The organism is Martinezella lusitana (genome assembly GCF_014207095.1).
In the GTDB taxonomy this organism is placed as follows: Bacteria; Pseudomonadota; Alphaproteobacteria; order Rhizobiales; family Rhizobiaceae; genus Rhizobium; species Rhizobium lusitanum_B.
This window is the reverse complement of record NZ_JACHBG010000001.1, coordinates 725,320-744,573: the sequence shown is the minus strand read 5'-3', so window position 1 is coordinate 744,573 and position 19,254 is coordinate 725,320. Positions and strand designations below refer to the sequence as shown.

General features: G+C 61.2%; 18 protein-coding genes. 11 read left to right on the top strand and 7 right to left on the bottom strand.

Translation table 11 applies throughout. The features are described 5' to 3' along the window. Positions 1-71: 71 nt before the first annotated feature. From gatA to GGD46_RS03560, 3 genes are all read right to left on the bottom strand, one after another. Positions 72-1,553: an Asp-tRNA(Asn)/Glu-tRNA(Gln) amidotransferase subunit GatA gene (gene gatA, locus GGD46_RS03570; RefSeq protein ID WP_184701870.1), complete on the bottom strand. Its 1,482-nt coding sequence runs from the start codon at positions 1,551-1,553 to the stop codon at positions 72-74. Between the two features lie 57 nt (positions 1,554-1,610). Further along, positions 1,611-1,898, bottom strand: a complete 288-nt coding sequence (gatC, locus tag GGD46_RS03565) for an Asp-tRNA(Asn)/Glu-tRNA(Gln) amidotransferase subunit GatC (protein WP_184701868.1) — start codon at positions 1,896-1,898, stop codon at positions 1,611-1,613. Positions 1,899-1,990: 92 nt separating this feature from the next. Beyond that, a complete protein-coding gene (locus GGD46_RS03560) occupies positions 1,991-2,701 on the bottom strand; it encodes a metal-dependent hydrolase (RefSeq protein ID WP_184701866.1) in 711 nt (236 codons plus the stop codon). Between the two features lie 206 nt (positions 2,702-2,907). Here GGD46_RS03560 and ruvX point away from each other — a divergent pair, with 206 nt between their 5' ends. Then, a complete protein-coding gene (gene ruvX / locus GGD46_RS03555) occupies positions 2,908-3,405 on the top strand; it encodes a Holliday junction resolvase RuvX (RefSeq protein ID WP_184701864.1) in 498 nt (165 codons plus the stop codon). On the opposite strand, the gene GGD46_RS03550 is transcribed toward ruvX, so the two are convergent. From GGD46_RS03550 to GGD46_RS03535, 4 genes are all read right to left on the bottom strand, one after another. Then, positions 3,339-3,674, bottom strand: coding sequence for a DUF6105 family protein (locus GGD46_RS03550; RefSeq protein WP_184701862.1), 336 nt, complete (start codon positions 3,672-3,674; stop codon positions 3,339-3,341). The two genes, ruvX and GGD46_RS03550, sit on opposite strands and share 67 nt — an antisense overlap. Before the next feature lie 299 nt (positions 3,675-3,973). Next, positions 3,974-4,630 (bottom strand): TetR/AcrR family transcriptional regulator, encoded by a 657-nt coding sequence (locus GGD46_RS03545; RefSeq protein ID WP_184701860.1) that lies wholly within the window; start codon positions 4,628-4,630, stop codon positions 3,974-3,976. A 103-nt stretch (positions 4,631-4,733) separates the two neighbouring features. After that, positions 4,734-5,351: a GNAT family N-acetyltransferase gene (locus GGD46_RS03540; protein ID WP_184701858.1), complete on the bottom strand. Its 618-nt coding sequence runs from the start codon at positions 5,349-5,351 to the stop codon at positions 4,734-4,736. A 2-nt stretch (positions 5,352-5,353) separates the two neighbouring features. Continuing rightward, a complete protein-coding gene (locus GGD46_RS03535; protein WP_184701855.1) occupies positions 5,354-7,012 on the bottom strand; it encodes an acyl-CoA dehydrogenase family protein in 1,659 nt (552 codons plus the stop codon). A gap of 185 nt (positions 7,013-7,197) precedes the next feature. Between GGD46_RS03535 and GGD46_RS03530 the strand changes: the two genes are divergently transcribed. From GGD46_RS03530 to rpmG, 10 genes are all read left to right on the top strand, one after another. Next, positions 7,198-8,154 carry an aspartate carbamoyltransferase catalytic subunit gene (locus tag GGD46_RS03530; protein ID WP_184701853.1) on the top strand — a complete coding sequence of 319 codons (957 nt, stop codon included), beginning with the start codon at positions 7,198-7,200 and terminating at the stop codon, positions 8,152-8,154. Next, a complete protein-coding gene (locus GGD46_RS03525; protein ID WP_184701851.1) occupies positions 8,151-9,440 on the top strand; it encodes a dihydroorotase in 1,290 nt (429 codons plus the stop codon). The genes GGD46_RS03530 and GGD46_RS03525 overlap by 4 nt, the downstream gene beginning before the upstream one ends. 34 nt (positions 9,441-9,474) lie before the next feature. Next, positions 9,475-10,092 carry a glycerol-3-phosphate 1-O-acyltransferase PlsY gene (gene plsY, locus GGD46_RS03520; RefSeq protein ID WP_210325433.1) on the top strand — a complete coding sequence of 206 codons (618 nt, stop codon included), beginning with the start codon at positions 9,475-9,477 and terminating at the stop codon, positions 10,090-10,092. Next, positions 10,092-11,240 carry a DNA-processing protein DprA gene (gene dprA / locus GGD46_RS03515; RefSeq protein ID WP_184701847.1) on the top strand — a complete coding sequence of 383 codons (1,149 nt, stop codon included), beginning with the start codon at positions 10,092-10,094 and terminating at the stop codon, positions 11,238-11,240. Before plsY ends, dprA begins: the two co-directional genes overlap by 1 nt. Before the next feature lie 175 nt (positions 11,241-11,415). Then, the gene (gene topA, locus GGD46_RS03510; protein WP_184702235.1) at positions 11,416-14,085 is read left to right on the top strand and encodes a type I DNA topoisomerase; all 2,670 of its coding nucleotides are present in this window, start codon (positions 11,416-11,418) and stop codon (positions 14,083-14,085) included. Beyond that, positions 14,082-16,460, top strand: a complete 2,379-nt coding sequence (gene rnr / locus GGD46_RS03505; protein WP_184701845.1) for a ribonuclease R — start codon at positions 14,082-14,084, stop codon at positions 16,458-16,460. The genes topA and rnr overlap by 4 nt, the downstream gene beginning before the upstream one ends. 31 nt (positions 16,461-16,491) lie before the next feature. Further along, positions 16,492-16,947 carry a DUF983 domain-containing protein gene (locus GGD46_RS03500; protein ID WP_184701843.1) on the top strand — a complete coding sequence of 152 codons (456 nt, stop codon included), beginning with the start codon at positions 16,492-16,494 and terminating at the stop codon, positions 16,945-16,947. Beyond that, positions 16,944-17,261 carry a hypothetical protein gene (locus tag GGD46_RS03495; protein WP_184701842.1) on the top strand — a complete coding sequence of 106 codons (318 nt, stop codon included), beginning with the start codon at positions 16,944-16,946 and terminating at the stop codon, positions 17,259-17,261. Before GGD46_RS03500 ends, GGD46_RS03495 begins: the two co-directional genes overlap by 4 nt. Next, complete coding sequence (locus tag GGD46_RS03490; protein ID WP_184701840.1) at positions 17,254-18,438, top strand: MFS transporter; 1,185 nt, start codon at positions 17,254-17,256, stop codon at positions 18,436-18,438. The genes GGD46_RS03495 and GGD46_RS03490 overlap by 8 nt, the downstream gene beginning before the upstream one ends. Positions 18,439-18,534: 96 nt before the next feature. Further along, on the top strand, positions 18,535-18,702 hold the full coding sequence (gene rpmG, locus GGD46_RS03485; RefSeq protein WP_003547442.1) for a 50S ribosomal protein L33: 168 nt from the start codon (positions 18,535-18,537) through the stop codon (positions 18,700-18,702). Positions 18,703-19,254 lie beyond the last annotated feature (552 nt).

The window sequence follows — 19,254 nt, the reverse complement described above, 5'->3', positions numbered from 1 at the left end:
GTTGGTGTCAAACGTTGCGAAGCACTACGAGGTCGCTTGTCAAACCGCTCGTGCCGCCGTGGATCGTCAGCTTACCACCACTTCGCCGGCGTGAACTTGCCGGCGGCCTGTTCGATGACGTGGGCGGTCTTGAAGAGGGTTTCCTCTTCGAACGGCTTGCCGATGAGCTGCAGGCCGAGCGGCAGCCCCTTCGAGTCGAGGCCGGCGGGGACGGCGATGCCGGGCAAGCCGGCCATGTTGACCGTCACCGTGAAGATGTCGTTGAGGTACATCTTCACCGGATCGGAGGCGAGATCCTCGTCGGCAACGCCGAAGGCCGAAGACGGCGTGGCGGGTGTCAGGATCGCGTCGACGCCGGCATTGAAGGCAAGTTCGAAATCGCGCTTGATCAGCGTGCGAACCTTCTGGGCGCGCAGGTAGTAGGCATCGTAGTAGCCGGCCGACAGAACATAGGTGCCGATCATGATGCGGCGCTTTACTTCCTGGCCGAAGCCGGCAGCGCGCGTCTTCTCATACATGTCGACGATATTGTTGCCGTCGACGCGCAGGCCGTAACGAACGCCGTCATAGCGGGCAAGGTTCGAGGATGCTTCGGCGGGTGCGACGATATAATAGGCCGGCAGCGCATATTTCGTGTGCGGCAGCGAGATATTGATGATCTCGGCGCCGGCATCCTTCAACCAGGCGATGCCCTGCTGCCAGAGCGTTTCGATCTCTTCCGGCATGCCGTCGACGCGGTATTCGTTCGGAATGCCGATCTTCATGCCCTTCAGCGACTGGCCGAGCGAGGCTTCGTAATCCGGCACCGGCAGGTCGACCGAGGTCGTGTCCTTCACGTCGACGCTTGCCATCGACTTCAGCAGGATGGCGGCATCGCGAACGTCGCGAGCGATCGGGCCGGCCTGATCGAGCGACGAGGCGAAGGCGACGACACCCCAGCGCGAGCAGCGGCCATAGGTCGGCTTGATGCCGACAGTGCCGGTGAAGGCGGCCGGCTGGCGGATGGAGCCGCCGGTATCGGTGGCCGTCGCGCCGGCGCAGAGATGCGCGGCAACGGCAGCGGCCGAGCCGCCAGACGAACCGCCCGGAACGAGCTGCTGATTGGAGCCTTCGGCACGCCAGGGGTTGATCACAGGACCGTAATAGGAGGTCTCGTTGGAGGAGCCCATGGCGAACTCGTCCATGTTGAGCTTGCCCAGCATGACGGCGCCGTCGTTCCAGAGGTTCTGCGTGACGGTGGATTCATAACGCGGCTTGAAGCCATCGAGAATGTGGCTGCAGGCCTGGGTATGGATGCCTTCGGTGCCGAACAGGTCCTTGATCCCGAGCGGAATGCCTTCGAGCGCACCGGCATTGCCGGCGGCGAGGCGCGCATCCGAGGCCTTGGCCATCTCGCGCGCCTTGTCAGGCGTGACGGCGATATAGGCATTGATCTGACCGTTGGCCGTATCGATCGCCGAGATATAGGCTTCGGTCAGTTCGGTGGCAGTGATTTGCTTGGCGCGCAGCTTGTCGCGGGCTTCGGCAATGGTCAGGCTGGTCAGTTCGCTCATTTTGTTTCGCTTCAGATCTGGAATTGGGCAACGGGTCGGAAAGGCTCGAAGGAACCGTTATTCGACGACTTTGGGCACCAGGAAGAAATTCTGATCGGTAATCGGCGCGTTGGCGACGATGTCGACGGCCTTGTTGCCGTCGGTCACCTCGTCGGTGCGCTTCTTCATTGCCATCGGCGTGACCGAGGTCATGGCTTCGACGCCATCGACATTCACTTCGGAGAGTTGCTCGACGAAGCCCAGAATGCCGTTCAGCTCACCCATCATCCGCTGCGCTTCGTCTTCATTGACGGCGATGCGGGCAAGATGGGCGACGCGTTTGACAGTGGCGAGATCGACGGACATGGCATTCTCCGAGGTAGGTTTTACCTACATTGCGAGTAGGTATTTTTCACACTCGCTATAAAGGCCATGCCCGCCATACGCAACGGGTATCGTTAAGCAGAAACGCTCTCACCAGCCTTCGGCGCCGCAACCGCAGTTTTGGAGCCTTCCAGCCCGGCGATGAACTTTTCCGGCGTCGCATCGATGATCGGGAACGTGCCGTAGTGGCAGGGAATGGCGGTCTTGAAGTTGAAGAAGCGCTGGCAGGCGAGCGCAGCCACGGCGCCGCCCATGGTGAACCGGTCGCCGATCGGCACGATGCCGATATCGGGCTGATGCAGCTCGTTGATGAGAGCCATATCCAAGAAGATGTCGGTATCGCCCATATGGAACAGTGTCGGTTCATCGTCGAAATGCAGCATCAGGCCGTTCGCGTTGCCGAGCGCATGGGAAACGCCGTCCTCGGTGATCTGGGCTGAGGAATGCAGCGCATTGGTGAAGGTGGCCGAAAAGCTGCCAAGGCCGACGGTGCCGCCGGTATTGCCCATTTCCAACTTCTCGACACCCTTGGTGCTGAGCCAGGAAGCCAGATCGGCATTGGCGAGAACGACCGCGCCCGTATCCTTGGCGATCTGAACGGCGTCACCGACATGGTCGGCATGGCCGTGCGTCAGCAGAATATGAGTGATACCTTCGGTAACGTCCTTGTTGTTGAGACCAGCAGCCGCAAAGGAGGAATTGTAAGTCAGGAAAGGATCGATCAGTATTTTCGCCTTGGCGGTTTCGATGCGAAAAGCGGAATGGCCGAGCCAGGTGATCTTCATTGGATTTCTCCTTAGTACTTGATTTGAAATGGAATGCCGGTGTCCGGAGCATTTCCGGTGGAAACGCTCCTGATATTTGCTCTCCCGCATCTCCGGACGCAAAACCGCTGTGCGCTTTTGCTGGAAATGCTCTAGGAGATATCCCAAACCGCGACAAAGAAAAGCGGCTTTGACTTCAATTTGTTTTGACGAGAGCGAGACCCCCGATGACGACGCTGACCATCGAAGACCTAGCCGTGATGCTCCTGCCCGGTCAGCCGATAGCAGGCCTCGATCTCGGCACGAAGACGATCGGGCTTGCGATGTCCGATCTCGGGCGGCGTTTTGCAACACCTCGTCCGGTCATCAAGCGGGTAAAGTTCACGCAGGACGCCGAAACGCTGCTCGCCTTCGCCGAAAAGGAAAAGGTCGCGGCCTTCGTCATAGGGCTTCCGATGAACATGGATGGCTCCGCCGGACCGCGCGTGCAGGCAACGCGCGCCTTCGTGCGCAGCATGTCGGAAAAGACCGCCCTGCCCTTCGTCTTCTGGGACGAGCGGCTGTCGACCGTTGCGGCCGAGCGGGCGCTGCTGGAAATGGACGTTTCGCGGGCCAAGCGCGCCGAGCGCATCGACTCGGCGGCGGCGAGCTTCATTCTTCAAGGAGCGTTGGACAGGCTGTCGGCGCTCGGCAGAGCGACCTTGCTCGATCCCGACGCCTCCTGACGGCGCTTCCACCATGCGATGATGGCAGCGCGGCGGCGAAAACCGTAGATCGCGAAAACCAATACGCTGTCGAAAGCGATGGCGCGGGCAACGAGCGGCGGGATGGTCTCAGGTGGAATTCCGAGAATCTTGCCGTAGATGTCGAACACCAGATCGTGCCCCTGTCGCGTCAGCATGAAGATGCCGAAGCTCATGTCGTAATACGACAGGTAATACCATGCCCCGAGGAACGAGACCGGGGCGGCCCAGCAAATCAACAACCACTTCATGCGGTACCTCTTCGACGCTGAAATTGCGTCGTGCCAGTCGAAAGGACGAGCCAGTTCGACAGCGCCATAGCGCTCAACACCATTGCGGGCAGCGTTATATCTAGTGCGAGCACGGCGAAGAACATCATCGCCGTAACCAGAAACACTAATTTTGCGGGTTTCGACCCCATGGCTGCACGCTTGATGGTTAACTAATCGTCTCCTAACACTGACGAGTTAACCGCTAGGGCGCAACGTAAACCATTTGTTAAGGTTAACGGCGGAGCCGGCTTGTGGATATCCCTCCCCCAAGGGCGGCGTCAGCCGTAGACGCCGCGCACGATCCGCTTCAGGGCGATAGCCGCCTTTTCCCAGTCCTTGCTGTTTTTCAACGCCAGACCAGCGCATTGGTCGCTGACGGCCGAGGCGAGCACGATGTGCTGAATAGCTGCGAAAATCATGGCATTGACCGCCTGAGCATCGACGCCCTTGGGCGGCACCAGCGAGCCGCGCATGCGCTCGATCCAGCCGGCCAGCGCCTTGGAGCGCGCTTCCGACAGGCGACGCACCTGCTCGCTGCTTTCCGAGACCTCCCAGGCGACGATACGGCGCATCAGGGGATCGGCACGCAGGGCATCGAGAAACAGCATCGAAAGCCGCTCCATCAGGTCGCCGTAAGTCAGAAGGAACATGCCGCCGGTATCGTCGGGGATACGATCCGCCACCCAACTGCCAAGATCAGTGCCGATGGCCTCCACAAGACCGTTGAGGCCGCCGTAGTAGCGATAGATCAGCTGCTTGTCGCAGCCGGCGCCGCGGGCCACGGCATTGATGCCGAAATTCTGGAAGCCCTCCTCCGCCAGAAGCCGCTTGGCGGCATCGAGGATCGCCTGCTCGGTCGCGGCGCGGTTGCGCGCCCGCTTTTCCGGAGCAGGTGCCTCAAACGGGATTTTAACGGCTGCATTTGTAACGGCCATCGACTCGCCTCCAATCTGTCACCGATCGGTGATTAGCAAGTGGAGCCCGCCTGAACAACAAAGCGAAGGGTGGCGATATCGCCTAAACCGGCGAATCCACAGATTAGAGAAACTGACCAAACCATACGGTCGTTTCAGAAGCCACCCCTGGCGGCAGCTCGACGGGCACGAAACCACGCGACGACCAGAAGCGGATGCCGCCATGATTGCTGGTGTTGGCGCCAAGGTGAATGCCTTTTATGCCGTTGGCGCGGGCGTTTTCCATCCAGCGGTCCAGCAGCGCCGTTCCCACACCTTTGCCCTGGGCACGCGGCAGCAGATTCATATGTATATGGGCCGGATATCGCTCGACGAGGATCGCGGGCGTATGCTTCGGATGATGGATCGCCGATATCCGCTGTTGATCGGCATCCCAGAGCGCCGGATCGCCTGTCGCATCCTCATAGCGTCGGCGCAGAGCCGGCCACCATTCGCGCTCAAGCTGCTCATCGAACGCGATCGTGTCGAAAACGCCGGCGATATAGCCGAAAACACCCTGCTCATCCTCGGCAACGAAAACCAGCTCGGGAAGCAGCATGGCGTAAGGTGCGGAATAGATATGTCCGATCAGACGGCCGTCGCGATGGAGCGGCGTCGCATCCTTGCCGGCATCGCCGGTCGAAAGCGAGATGGCATAGAGCTGATCGATATCTTCGGGACGAACGTTTCGAATGGAAACCATGTTTATGTCGCCGGCGGATAAAGAAGATCGACGATGTAGCTGGCGTCGAAACGCGCATCGAGCATGCCGTAGGTCGCGCGCCAGCCACCGGCCAATCGGGTTTCTATAAACGCATCGGCGATCTTGCCGGCACCCAGGCGGTAAAGCTCGGCGGCACCGGCCGCGAGCGCCATCTGTTCGACCAGCAGGCGGGCAGCGCCCTCATCCTGTTCGCAAAGCGCCATAGCCGCGCGCAGGACTTCGATGGTCTTCTTGCCGGCCGGGCCGAGATCGCGGGCAAGACCGGCAAAGACGGTTTCGAAGAGATCCCGGCCCCGATTCAACACGCGCAGCACATCGAGCGCCATGACATTGCCGGAGCCCTCCCATATCGCGTTTACGGGAGCCTCGCGGTAATGACGGGCGATCGGACGCTCCTCGATATAGCCGCTGCCGCCGATGCATTCCATGGCTTCATAGATCAACGCTGGCGCGATCTTGCAGCACCAGTATTTGGCGACCGGCGTCATGACGCGGGCATAGGCGGCGTCTTCGCTGCTGCCGCTCGCCTTGTCGAATGCTTCGGCCAGGCGGAAGGCAAGCGCAGTTGCCGCCGCGACGTCGAGCGCCATATCGGCGAGCACGCGCGTCATGATCGGCTGGCTGACCAGCATCTTGCCGAAGACGCTGCGGCCGCGGGCATGATGAACGGCTTCGGCAAGCGAAGCGCGCATGATACCGGCAGAGGCCAGCGCGCAGTCGAGCCGCGTCAGCGTCACCATGTCGAGGATGGTGCGGATGCCGCCATCGGGCGCGCCGAGCAGGAAGCCGAACGTATCGGTGAACTCGACTTCCGAGGAAGCATTCGACCGGTTGCCGAGCTTGTCCTTCAGCCTCTGGAAATGCAGGCCGTTGGCGGAGCCATCCTCGAGCAGCCGCGGCACGAGGAAGCAGCCCATGCCGTCCTTGGTCTGGGCAAGCATGATGAAGGCATCGCTCATCGGCGCCGACATGAACCATTTATGGCCCGAAAGCCGGTAGATGCCGTCGCTGACCTTATCGGCGGTCGTCCGGTTGGCACGCACATCGGTGCCGCCCTGCTTTTCCGTCATGCCCATGCCGATGGTGACGGCAGTCTTCTGCATGGCCGGCTTGTTGGAGGAATCATATTTGCGCGAAAGAATTCTTGGCGCCCAATCCTTCTGCACAGCCGGCGACGCCATCATCGCCGCCACGGAGGCACTGGTCATTGTCAGCGGGCAAAGATGGCCGCATTCGAGCTGCGCCGTCAGATAGAAGCGTGCAGCGCGCACCTTGTGCGACTGTCCCTTCGCTTCGGGGTCCGCCTGCGCATCCCAGATCGAGGAATGCAGGCCGGACGCCATGGAGCGGCGCATCAGCGCATGCCAGGCCGGGTGAAACTCGACGACATCCAGACGCTCGCCGCGCGGGCCATGGGTGCGCAGTTGCGGGGCGCCCTGATTTGCCATGCGAGCCAGTTCCTGCGCCTCATGCGAGGTCACGAAACGCCCCATCTGCTCCAGGTCTTCCCGTATCGAACGCGGCAATGCGGAGGTCAGATCGACGATCAGCGGATCGGAACGATAGGCATTGATGCCGGACCAGAGGCTCGGCTGGTTCAGGTCGGCAAATGGGTCGTCAGTCCGGGTCTGTTGGGTCATGAATCGCTTGTAGAGCAAGTAGGTTGCAAAAGGAAACTGGAAGTTACGTCTCCTAACAGCATAGCTGCTGCCGCGGGATTCGGGCGAAATTGCATGGGGAACAAGCAAGCGCATCGCAAGCCCACGCTTGCTCCATGCGCACTCCCTCTTTATAGACCCCCTGACGACATCCAGAGGGCAGGTTCATGGTCTTCTTTCCCCACCGCCACCTCATCGGCATCAAGGGCCTCACCGAGCAGGATATCACCTATCTTCTCGACAAGGCCGACGAGGCCGTAAAGATCAGCCGCCAGCGCGAAAAAAAGACATCGACGCTTCGCGGGCTGACACAGATCAATCTTTTCTTCGAGGCTTCGACGCGCACGCAGTCTTCCTTCGAGCTGGCCGGCAAACGGCTTGGCGCCGATGTGATGAACATGTCGGTCGGCAACTCCTCGGTCAAAAAGGGCGAGACGCTGATCGATACGGCGATGACACTCAATGCCATGCGGCCTGACGTGCTTGTCATCCGCCATTCGAGTGCAGGCGCCGCCGCCCTGCTCGCACAGAAAGTCTCCTGCTCCGTGGTCAATGCCGGCGACGGGCAGCACGAGCATCCGACCCAAGCGCTCCTCGACGCGCTGACGATCCGCCGCGCCAAGGGCAAGCTTTCGCGCATCATCGTCGCGATCTGCGGTGACGTGCTGCACTCGCGCGTTGCCCGCTCCAACATCCTGCTTCTCAACGCCATGGGCGCACGCGTCCGCGTCGTCGCGCCCGCCACGCTGCTGCCGGCCGGCATCGCCGACATGGGCGTCGAAGTCTTCCATTCGATGCAGGAAGGGCTGAAGGATGCCGATGTCGTGATGATGCTGCGGCTGCAGCGCGAACGCATGTCCGGCGCCTTCGTGCCTTCGGTGCGGGAATACTATCACTTCTACGGACTCGACGCCGAGACCCTGAAGGCCGCCAAGGAGGATGCGCTCGTCATGCATCCCGGTCCGATGAACCGCGGCGTGGAAATCGCTTCCGAAGTGGCCGACGGCCCGCAAAGCGTTATCGCCGAACAGGTGGAAATGGGCGTCGCCGTCCGCATGGCTGTCATGGAGACCCTGCTCGTTTCACAGAACCAGGGACCGCGTACCGAGGTATCAGGCGTATGAGCAATTCGATCGTCTTCCAGAACGTCCGCATCATCGACCCTTCTCGCAATCTCGATGAGGTCGGCACGATCGTCGTCGAAGACGGCGTGATCGTCGCCTCTGGCAAGGATGCGAAAAACCACGGCGTTCCCAAGGGCGCGACCGTTCGCGATTGCAATGGCCTCTTCGCCATCCCGGGCCTGGTGGATGCCCGCGTGCATGTCGGCGAACCCGGCGGCGAGCATCGCGAAACCATCGCCTCCGCAAGCCGTGCGGCAGCGGCTGGTGGGGTCACCTCTTTCATCATGATGCCGGATACCGATCCGGTCATCGACGATATCGCCCTCGTCGAATTCGTCAAAAAGACGGCGCGCGACACGGCTATCGTCAATGTCTATCCGGCCGCAGCTCTGACGAAGGGTCTCGCCGGCGAAGAGATGACGGAGATCGGCCTGCTGCGCGAAGCCGGCGCCGTCTTGTTCACCGATGCGCATTCCAGCATCCACGATAGCCAGGTGCTGCGTCGTTTGATGACCTATGCGCGCGAATTCGGCGCCGTCATCTCCTGCGAGACGCGCGACAAATATCTCGGCGCCAACGGCGTCATGCATGAAGGCCTGCTCGCAAGCTGGCTCGGCCTTTCGGGTATTCCCAAGGAGGCCGAGCTGATCCCGCTGGAGCGAGACCTCCGCATCGCGACACTGACGCGCAGTCATTATCATGCGGCGATGATCTCGGTGCCGGAATCGGCCGAATCCATCCGCCTCGCCCGCTCGCGCGGTGCCAAAGTCACCTGCGGTATCTCGATCAACAATCTCGCGCTCAACGAGAACGACATCGGCGAGTACCGGACCTTCTTCAAGCTCTATCCACCGCTGCGCTCCGAGGATGATCGCACGGGCATGATCGAGGCGCTGGCCGACGGCACGATCGATATCATTGTCTCCTCGCATGATCCGCAGGACGTCGACACGAAACGCCTGCCGTTCAGCGAAGCGGAAGACGGTGCCGTCGGGCTCGAGACGCTGCTTCCGGCGGCGCTGCGCCTCTATCACAGCGGCGAGGTCAGCCTGATGCGGCTCATCGATGCGCTGTCGACTCGGCCGGCACAGATCTTCGGGCTCGACGCCGGCACGCTGAAGCCCGGCGCCAAGGCCGATGTTGCGCTCGTCGACATTGATGAGCCTTGGCTTGTCGCCAAAGACATGCTTCTGTCGCGCTCGAAGAATACACCCTTTGAAGATGCGAGAATGAGCGGCCGGGCGGTTGCAACCTATGTCGCCGGCAAGCTGGTTCATAGTCTCTAGGGCGGCCCCAAGGCTTTACGGAGAATAAGACGTGATGGCGGATTTCTGGACTTGGCAGCTTACACCGCAGACCGCGCTGGCCGCCCTCGTCATCGGCTACCTGCTCGGCTCGATCCCTTTCGGCCTGCTGCTGACGCGCATGGCCGGCCTCGGCGACGTGCGCAATATCGGCTCGGGAAATATCGGCGCGACCAATGTGCTGCGCACCGGCAACAAGGGCCTCGCTGCTGCCACGCTGCTGCTCGACGCCTTCAAGGGCACGGCTGCCGTTCTGATCGTCGGGCATTTCTTCGGTGAAGATGCTGCCGTTCTCGCCGGCTTTGCCGCCTTCATCGGCCACATCTTCCCGGTCTGGATCGGCTTCAAGGGCGGCAAGGGTGTGGCGACCTATCTCGGCATTCTGCTCGGCCTTGCACCGCTGATGGCTCTGATCTTCGCCATCATCTGGCTGGTCATTGCCTTTACCACCCGTTACTCCTCGCTTTCCGCACTGGTTGCAACCCTTGTCATCCCGGTTGTATTATGGATATTGGGCGTCGATAAGATCGCGGCCGCCATGGCGCTGATGACCATCATCTCCTGGTACAAGCACAGGGCCAACATCGCCCGGCTCACCACCGGGACAGAAAGCAAGATCGGAGCGAAGGGGTAATGGACACAGGCAGCGCAAAACGGAATGGAGTTGCGCTGACCGAAAAACAGAGGATCGCCTGGCTCAGGCTCATCCGCTCCGACAATGTCGGCCCGTCCACCTTTCGCGACCTCATCAATCACTACGGTTCCGCAGAGGCGGCACTTGCCATGCTGCCGGAGCTTTCGCAGCGCGGCGGTTCGACGCGCGCCGTCCGCATAGCCGACGAGCGGGATGCGTTGCGGGAGCTGGAAGCGGCACATCGCTTCGGCGCACGCTTCGTCGGCATCGGCGAACCGGACTATCCCCCTGCCCTTCGAGAGATAGACGGTGCGCCGCCGCTGCTTGCGGTCAAGGGCAGCATGTCAACCGCAACGAGACCGGCCATCGGTATAGTCGGCTCACGAAATGCCTCGATCAGCGGCGCGAAGTTCACCGCGATGATCGCACGCATCTGCGGCGAGGCCGGTTATGCCGTCGTCTCCGGTCTGGCGCGCGGCATCGATACGGCAGCGCATCGCGCCAGCCTTGCGACCGGCACGATCGCTGCCATGGCGGGCGGGCTCGATCAGCCCTACCCACCCGAAAATATCGGGCTGCTCAATGATATCTGGGATGGGAACGGGCTTGCCGTCAGCGAAATGCCATTCGGCTGGGAGCCGCGAGCTCGCGACTTTCCACGGCGTAATCGTCTTATCGCCGGCATCTCGCTCGGCGTCGTGGTCGTCGAGGCGGCAACGAGATCCGGTTCACTGATCACCGCGCGCCTTGCCGGCGAGTTCGGCAGGCTCGTCTTTGCCGTTCCCGGCTCGCCGCTCGATCCGCGCTGTGAAGGAACGAACGGGCTGCTCAAGGACGGAGCGATGATCGTGACGAGGCCTGACGACGTTGTCGAGGCGCTACGGCCGCTCGCCGAGCCGGACCTTTTTCGACCGCGCCCTGCCATACCGCCCGTTGAAAGGAGCAGGCCGCTTTCCGCGCCGCCCGACGATGCCGAACGTGACCACATTGTCCTGGCGCTCGGGCCGACACCGGTCGAGATCGACGACATCGTCCGCCATACCGGCCTGCCGATATCGGCCGTTCACTCAATCCTGCTCGAATTGGACATGGCCGGCCGGCTGCATCGTCATCCGGGCGGGCTGGTGTCGATCTCCATGCTGGATTGAAAATTGTGACACCCGTACCAATTCTAAGCATCGCATCGTCGCGCCAAGTGCAAAAATCGCCTTCGCCTCTTGACCGCGACGATTTCCCTGTCCATGTCGGAAGGCCGGGAAGACGGAAAACCCCGGTATCTCCCGCGCCTTATACCGGCGCGACCTCGTATTCAGAGACTTGATGATGAACGTTGTAGTGGTGGAATCGCCTGCCAAGGCCAAGACAATCAATAAATATCTGGGACCCGGATATAAGGTTCTTGCATCCTTCGGCCATGTGCGTGACCTGCCCGCCAAAGACGGTTCGGTGCTGCCGGACCAGGATTTCGAAATGCTTTGGGAAGTCGATGGTGCCTCCCAAAAGCGCATGAAGGACATCGCCGACGCGATGAAATCCTCCGACGCCCTGTTCCTCGCGACCGACCCGGATCGCGAAGGTGAAGCGATCTCCTGGCATGTGCTCGACCTCCTGAACAAGAAGCGCGTCATCAATGGCAAGCCGGTGAAGCGCGTCGTCTTCAACGCCATCACCAAGAAGGCCGTGCTCGACGCCATGGCCGATCCGCGCGATATCGATGTGCCGCTGGTCGATGCCTATCTCGCCCGCCGCGCGCTCGATTATCTCGTTGGCTTCAACCTGTCGCCGGTGCTGTGGCGCAAGCTGCCGGGCGCACGCTCGGCCGGCCGCGTGCAGTCCGTGGCACTGCGCCTCGTCTGCGACCGCGAATCCGAAATCGAACGCTTCATCTCGGAAGAATACTGGAACCTTTCGGCGATACTGAAGACGCCGCGCGGCGACGAATTCGAAGCACGCCTGGTATCCGCTGACGGCAAGCGCCTGCAGCCGCGCGCGATCGGCAACGGCGAAGAAGCCGGCCGCCTCAAGGCTCTGCTGGAAGGCGCCTCCTACGTCGTCGATACCGTCGAGGCAAAGCCGGTCAAGCGCAATCCGAGCCCACCCTTCACCACTTCGACGCTGCAGCAGGCCGCTTCCTCGAAGCTCGGCTTCTCGGCCTCGCGCACCATGCAAGTCGCGCAGAAGCTCTATGAAGGCGTCGACATCGGCGGCGAAACCGTCGGTCTCATCACCTATATGCGTACCGACGGCGTGCAGATGGCGCCGGAAGCGATCGATGCCGCACGCCGCGCCATCGCCAACCAGTTCGGCGATCGCTATCTGCCGGAAAAGGCCCGCTTCTATTCCACCAAGGCAAAGAATGCCCAGGAAGCGCACGAAGCGATCCGCCCCACCGATTTCGACCGCGTGCCGGACCGTATCCGCAAGTTCCTCGATGACGACCAGCTCAGGCTTTACGACCTGATCTGGAAGCGCGGCATCGCCAGCCAGATGGCGTCGGCCGAAATCGAGCGCACGACCGTTGAAATCCTCGCCGACAACGCCGGCAAGAAAGCTGGCCTGCGTGCCGTCGGCTCCGTTATCCGTTTCGACGGCTTCATCGCCGCCTATACCGACCAGAAGGAAGATGGCGAGCAGAGCGACGACAGCGAAGAAGGCGGCCGCCTGCCGGAGATCAATGTGCGCGAAAATCTCGCCAAGCAGAAGATCAACTCGACCCAGCATTTCACCGAGCCGCCGCCGCGCTATTCGGAAGCATCGCTGATCAAGAAGATGGAAGAGCTCGGCATCGGCCGCCCCTCCACCTATGCCGCGACGCTGGCCACGCTGCGCGACCGCGACTACGTGACCATCGACAAGCGCAAGCTGCTGCCGCAGGCCAAGGGCCGGCTGGTGACGGCCTTCCTCGAAAGCTTCTTCACCAAATACGTCGAATACGACTTCACTGCCGATCTGGAAGAGAAGCTCGACCGCATTTCGGCCGGCGAGCTGAACTGGAAGGACGTCCTGCGTGACTTCTGGCGCGATTTCTTCGCCCAGATCGAGGATACTAAAGAACTGCGCGTCACCAACGTGCTCGATGCGCTGAACGAGGCACTGGCGCCGCTCGTCTTCCCAAAGCGCGAAGACGGCAGCGATCCGCGCATCTGCCAGGTCTGCGGCACGGGCAACCTGTCGCTGAAACTCGGCAAATACGGCGCCTTCGTCGGTTGCTCGAACTATCCGGAATGCAACTACACCCGCCAGCTTTCCTCCGAAGGCGGCGCGGAAGCCGAATCCAACGGATTGAACGAGCCGAAGGCACTTGGCGCCGATCCGGTGACCGGCGAAGAGCTGACGCTGCGTTCCGGTCGCTTCGGGCCTTATATCCAGCGAGGTGACGGCAAGGATGCCAAACGCGCCTCGCTGCCAAAGGGATGGAAGCCCGAGGATATCGATTACGAGAAGGCGATGGCGCTGATCTCGCTGCCGCGAGACATCGGCAAGCATCCTGAAACCGGTAAGATGATCTCTTCCGGCATCGGCCGCTACGGACCTTTCCTGCTGCATGATGGCGGCTATGCCAACCTCGAAAGCGTCGAGGATGTCTTTACAGTCGGCCTGAACCGTGCCGTGACCCTGATCGCCGAGAAGCAAAACAAGGCAGCGGGCGGCAGAGCGCGCGGCACGCCGGCAGCGCTGAAGGATCTCGGTGAGCATCCGGATGGTGGCGGCTCCATCACCGTGCGCGACGGCAAGTATGGCCCCTATGTCAACTGGGGCAAGGTCAACGCGACCCTGCCGAAGGGCACGGACCCACAGGCGATCACGGTCGAAGAAGCCTTGGCTCTGATCGTCGCGAAGGCCGGCAAGAGCGGCGGCACCACTAAGAAGGCGCCCGCCAAGGCGAAGGCTGCGGCCGCCGGCGCAAAAGCGACGAAAACGACCGCCAGGCCGAAGGCTGCTGCGAAGAAGCCTGCGGCAAAGGCGGCAACAAAGAAGAAGAGTGCAGAGTGAGCAGAGAACCGCGCGGCAGGAATCCATCGTCGGAACGGCGTTCCGGCAAACCCGGCCGCGCCGGTAAGGCTGGCGGCGACGCCGAGCCGATGATGGCGATCATTCATGGCGAGTTGCCGCCGCGCGAAGTCATCCTACGCTTCATCGCCGATCATCCGCAGCAGGCGTCCAAACGCGAGCTGGCCAAGGCCTTCGGCTTGAAAGGCGAAAGCCGCGTCGCGCTGAAGGAACTGCTGCGCGAGCTGGAAGAAGAAGGCATGGTGCAGAAGAGCCGCAAGTCGCTCATCCGCCCCGGCGCACTGCCGCCGATCGCCGTTCTCGATATCACCACCCGCGACAAGGATGGCATGCTGATCGGCCGCCCAGCAGAATGGGCTGACGAAAACGGCGTCGCTCCGGCCGTGTTGATCAAGCAGTCCTCCTCGCCGGCTGGCCGTAACGGCAAGGGCAAGGCGCCTGTCGCCGGCATGGGCGACCGCATTCTCGCAAAAATCTTTTCAGCGGTGGATCGCGGCGGCCCGGCCTATACGGCCCGCATCATCAAGGTCATCGACAAGCGGCAGGGCGCCTCCATGGGCGTCTTCCGCGAAACGCCGGGCGGTGGCGGCCGTTTAATGCCGATCGAGCGACGCGGCGAGGAAATGGTGATCGACCCGGATTATACCGGCGGCGCCAAGGATGGCGATCTGGTCGAAGTGGAAGTGGCGCGTCTCGGCCGTTTCGGCCTGCAGCGCGCCAAGGTTCTGTCCGTCGTCGGTTCCGTCGCTTCGGAAAAAGCGATCTCGATGATCGCCATTCACGCGCACGGCATTCCGCATGTCTTCCCGGCCGCCGTCATTGCAGAAGCCGACGCGGCCAAGCCCGCGACCATGTCGCATCGCGAGGATTGGCGCAGCCTGCCGCTGATCACCATCGACCCGGCGGATGCCAAGGATCATGACGACGCCGTCTATGCGGAGATGGACCCCTCGCCCGAAAATCCGGACGGCGTCATCGTTACCGTCGCCATCGCCGACGTCTCCTGGTATGTGCGCCCGAATTCGCCGCTCGACCGCGAAGCCTTGAAGCGTGGCAACTCGGTCTATTTCCCCGACCGCGTCGTGCCGATGCTGCCCGAGCGTATCTCCAACGATCTCTGCTCGCTGAAGGAAGGCGTCGACCGCCCTGCCCTCGCCGTACGGATGATCTTCTCCAAGGAAGGACGCAAGGCAGGGCATACGTTCCATCGCATCATGATGAAGAGCGCGGCCAAGCTTTCCTACCAGCAGGCGCAGGCGGCAATCGACGGCCAGCCCGACGACAAGACGGGACCGATGCTGGAGCCGATCCTCAAGCCGCTCTGGCACGCCTATCACATCATGAAGAAGGGCCGCGACCGGCGACAGCCGCTCGAGCTCGACATGCCCGAGCGCAAGATCCTGCTGAAACCAGACGGCACGGTCGATCGCGTTTTCGTGCCGCCGCGCCTCGACGCGCACAAGCTCATCGAAGAGATGATGATCCAGGCGAATGTCGCCGCAGCCGAAACGCTGGAAAAGAAGAAGCAGGCGTTGATCTATCGTATCCACGATGGCCCGACGCTCGCCAAGCAGGAGATCCTGCGCGAATTCCTGGCAACCCTCGGCATATCGCTTGCCAAGGGCGGCAATGTCCGCGCCAACAGCTTCAACGGCATTCTCGCGAAAGCCGAGGGTACGGCGCATCAGACCATGGTCAATGAAATGGTGCTGCGCTCGCAGAGCCAGGCGATCTATAGCCCCGACAATATCGGCCATTTCGGCCTGAACCTGATGAAATACGCGCACTTCACCTCGCCGATTCGCCGCTATGCGGATCTGATCGTGCATCGTGCGCTCGTCGGCTCGCTCGGTCTTGGCGAAGGCGGCATTACGCCGGATGAAGAAGCTTCGCTCGACGATATCGCCGCCGAAATCTCGACCTTCGAGCGCCGGGCCATGGCGGCCGAGCGCGAGACGGTCGACCGGCTGATCGCCCATCACCTCGCCGGTCAGGTCGGTGCGGAATTCGAGGCACGCGTCGGCGGCGTCACCAAGTCGGGACTTTTTGTCACCCTGCCCGACTATGGCGCCGACGGTTTCATCCCTATATCTACGCTCGGCACCGACTACTTCATCTACGACGAGGCGCATCAGGCGCTGACCGGAGAGAAAACGGGGCTAGGTTTCCGTCTCGGCGACGATGTGACCGTAAAACTGGCAGAAGCCGTGCCGCTAGCGGGCGCGCTGCGCTTCGAAATGCTGAGCGACGGGCGGCCGATGCCGACGGCGGTGCGTTCCTTCCATAAGGCGACCCGTCGCAACAAAACACCCGCGCGCAAGGCGCCGGGAACCAGACCGCTGCGCGGCCGCCGCTAGAGGACGCCGCGGGCAAGAAGAAAGAGCATTCATGACGGGCAGCCCATCCGATTCTCCCACCCGCTATGGCGGTTCCGACGAAAGCGAGCGCCCGCTCGGTCGCTCCATTTCCCGCGGCATGCTCAATCGCTGTCCGCGCTGCGGAACGGGCAAGCTCTTCGGTTCCTTTCTGAAACCTGTCGATCATTGCGCGGTCTGCAACGAAGAGATCTTTCATCAGCGGGCGGACGACCTGCCGCCCTACCTGGTGATCTTCGTTCTCGGCCATCTTGTCGTGGGCGGCTACATGATGACGGACATGGCCTTCAGCCTGCCGATGTGGGCGCATCTCGCCATTTGGGCTCCCATCACAGTCATTGCGGCGCTCGCAATCATACAGCCCATCAAAGGCGGCGTGATCGGCCTGCAATGGGCGTTGCGCATGCATGGTTTCGGCGGCCATGACGACAGCCCGGACGAATGGGACCAGGGAAACGGCCGATCGTGAGCATGCCCATCAGCCTGCCCGCCCCGACCGCGCAAGAAATCGCGGCGACCGACTGCTGCTGCATGCTTTCGTCTCAAACCGCGATCGATTTGCCGCGGATTCGTGATTCGCAGGAATTGCTTTGCCCGCAACGACTTGACATCGGCAGCGTTTCTTGTCTGAACATGCCCGGCGTCGAAAGGATCATTCTGGGGGATATGTCCGATCTCATGAAAGCCGACCCGTCACCAGAATTTGGCCGAGCTGCGCCTTTCGATGTTTCAAATCTCGATCGACTCGCCTGCCATGCGCTCCAAGGATCCATTTATGCTTGAACCGACGAACGACAAGGCCGGCCATGTCGAAGAGATTCACTGGCCTTCGCTCGTCGCAGCCATTGCTTCCGTGTCTGCCGTGGGCATCGCCATCGGGCTAGGCCTGCCGCTTCTCAGCATCATCCTGGAAAAGCGCGGCATCCCCTCGACCCTGATCGGCCTCAACACGGCGATGATGGGTATTGCGGCCATGCTCGCCGCCGTCATCACCACGAAGCTCGCGCATCGTTTCGGCGTCGTGCAGACGATGATCTGGGCGGTCATACTCTCCGCGCTAAGCTCGCTGGGCTTTTATTATGCGGAGAATCTGCTTCTGTGGTTCCCGTTGCGCATCATCTTCCACGGGTCGACGACGACGCTGTTCATCCTGTCGGAATTCTGGATCAATGCAGCCTCGCCGCCATCCAAGCGCGGTTTCGTGCTCGGCCTTTATTCCACAGTCTTTTCGCTCGGCTTTGCCGCCGGCCCCCTGCTCTTCTCGCTTGTCGGCAGTGAAGGGCTCATGCCCTTTGTCATCGGCGCTTGCATCATTCTGGCCGCCGCCATCCCGATCTTCATCGCCCGCAACGAAAGCCCGCTTGTCGACGAGAAGCCTGAGCTGCATTTCGTCCGCTACATTTTCCTCGTGCCGACGGCCACGGCCGCGGTCTTCGTGTTCGGCGCCGTCACCGTCGGCGGCGGCTCGCTGTTCACCAGCTATGCGACCCGACTCGGCTTCAACGAATCACAGGCTGCGCTGCTGTTGACCGTCATGGGCGTCGGCAATTTCGTGTTTCAGATCCCTCTCGGCTTGCTCGCCGACAGAATGCGCGACAAGCGGCCCCTGCTCTCGATCATGGCCATCATCGGCTTTGTCGGCGCGCTGTTGTTGCCATCGCTCTCCTCGAACTGGATTATTCTTGCCACCATCCTGCTCTTCTGGGGCGGCTGCGTTTCGGGAATGTACACGGTTGGCCTCAGCCATCTCGGCACGCGGCTGACCGGCGTCGACCTCGTGGCAGCCAATGCCGCTTTCGTTTTCTGCTACGCCATCGGCATGGTTCTCGGGCCACCGACGATCGGTACGGCGATGGATCTGGCCAATCCGAGCGGCTTTGCCTGGGCTGTGGCGTTTTTCTTCGGCCTTTATGTCCTGCTTTCGGGGATACGACTGCTTTTCATGGGCAACAGAGGTTGACTTTTCAGGCGCGATTTGTATTTTCGCGCCAGAATTCGCCGTGGACCACCTCACTGGCCGTCCACGGCGTTCATTTTTATTAAAGGCAGGACGACTATGGCCAAGGCTACCACTATCAAGATCAAGCTGCTGTCGACGGCCGACACCGGTTTCTTCTACGTCACGACGAAGAACAGCCGTACGATGACGGACAAGATGACGAAGACGAAGTACGACCCGGTTGCTAAGAAGCACGTCGAGTTCAAGGAAACGAAGATCAAGTAAGTTTCCTAAACCTAGGGTTTCAAGAAGGCGCTGCCTGCGGGCCAGCGCCTTTTTTGTTTTGCGCTGGCGTCGCCCAGGCAAATAGGCTGCATCTCGCTATTCAAGGTGGATAGGAATGCCGGCGGCATGAACCACCCAAAGAAAAACGCCGCCTTCGAATGAACGAAGAGCGGCGTTTTAGATTTGGGGGCCGGCCAGCATGCAAAACGGCACGAGGAACCGTTATCTTTTGCCTGCCAGCCGACCGACCCCACGACCCAGGAGATGCGGCGGACCTGAGCATCATGGGGTATCTCTAAGCCCTGAGGGCTTGTCTCTGTACGGGACTAAATTCGCGCGAAATCGAAAGAAAATCAACTAATTCTTAATGATGAAAAATACCTGTCTGTTCGGATGGTTAAAATTCAAGCCCCAGACGGCAGGATGTTCTTACAGAATTGACAAATCAAACTTGAAACTCAATCGAGAATAAAAATCTTCATCCGGTATATTTTTTAAATCATAAATACTTATATTTAAGGAAGTACGCACAAACAAATAAAAATCCACTTA

Bases quoted from the DNA above. Each gene is read 5' to 3' on its own strand.
- dprA (WP_184701847.1), top strand. From the start codon at position 10,092: ATGGACACAGGCAGCGCAAAACGGAATGGAGTTGCGCTGACCGAAAAA.
- GGD46_RS03530 (WP_184701853.1), top strand. From the start codon at position 7,198: ATGGTCTTCTTTCCCCACCGCCACCTCATCGGCATCAAGGGCCTCACC.
- GGD46_RS03500 (WP_184701843.1), top strand. From the start codon at position 16,492: ATGACGGGCAGCCCATCCGATTCTCCCACCCGCTATGGCGGTTCCGAC.
- GGD46_RS03525 (WP_184701851.1), top strand. From the start codon at position 8,151: ATGAGCAATTCGATCGTCTTCCAGAACGTCCGCATCATCGACCCTTCT.
- ruvX (WP_184701864.1), top strand. From the start codon at position 2,908: ATGACGACGCTGACCATCGAAGACCTAGCCGTGATGCTCCTGCCCGGT.
- GGD46_RS03545 (WP_184701860.1), bottom strand. From the start codon at position 4,630: ATGGCCGTTACAAATGCAGCCGTTAAAATCCCGTTTGAGGCACCTGCT.
- GGD46_RS03560 (WP_184701866.1), bottom strand. From the start codon at position 2,701: ATGAAGATCACCTGGCTCGGCCATTCCGCTTTTCGCATCGAAACCGCC.
- gatA (WP_184701870.1), bottom strand. From the start codon at position 1,553: ATGAGCGAACTGACCAGCCTGACCATTGCCGAAGCCCGCGACAAGCTG.
- rpmG (WP_003547442.1), top strand. From the start codon at position 18,535: ATGGCCAAGGCTACCACTATCAAGATCAAGCTGCTGTCGACGGCCGAC.
- topA (WP_184702235.1), top strand. From the start codon at position 11,416: ATGAACGTTGTAGTGGTGGAATCGCCTGCCAAGGCCAAGACAATCAAT.
- GGD46_RS03490 (WP_184701840.1), top strand. From the start codon at position 17,254: ATGCTTGAACCGACGAACGACAAGGCCGGCCATGTCGAAGAGATTCAC.
- GGD46_RS03540 (WP_184701858.1), bottom strand. From the start codon at position 5,351: ATGGTTTCCATTCGAAACGTTCGTCCCGAAGATATCGATCAGCTCTAT.
- plsY (WP_210325433.1), top strand. From the start codon at position 9,475: ATGGCGGATTTCTGGACTTGGCAGCTTACACCGCAGACCGCGCTGGCC.
- GGD46_RS03550 (WP_184701862.1), bottom strand. From the start codon at position 3,674: ATGAAGTGGTTGTTGATTTGCTGGGCCGCCCCGGTCTCGTTCCTCGGG.
- gatC (WP_184701868.1), bottom strand. From the start codon at position 1,898: ATGTCCGTCGATCTCGCCACTGTCAAACGCGTCGCCCATCTTGCCCGC.
- GGD46_RS03535 (WP_184701855.1), bottom strand. From the start codon at position 7,012: ATGACCCAACAGACCCGGACTGACGACCCATTTGCCGACCTGAACCAG.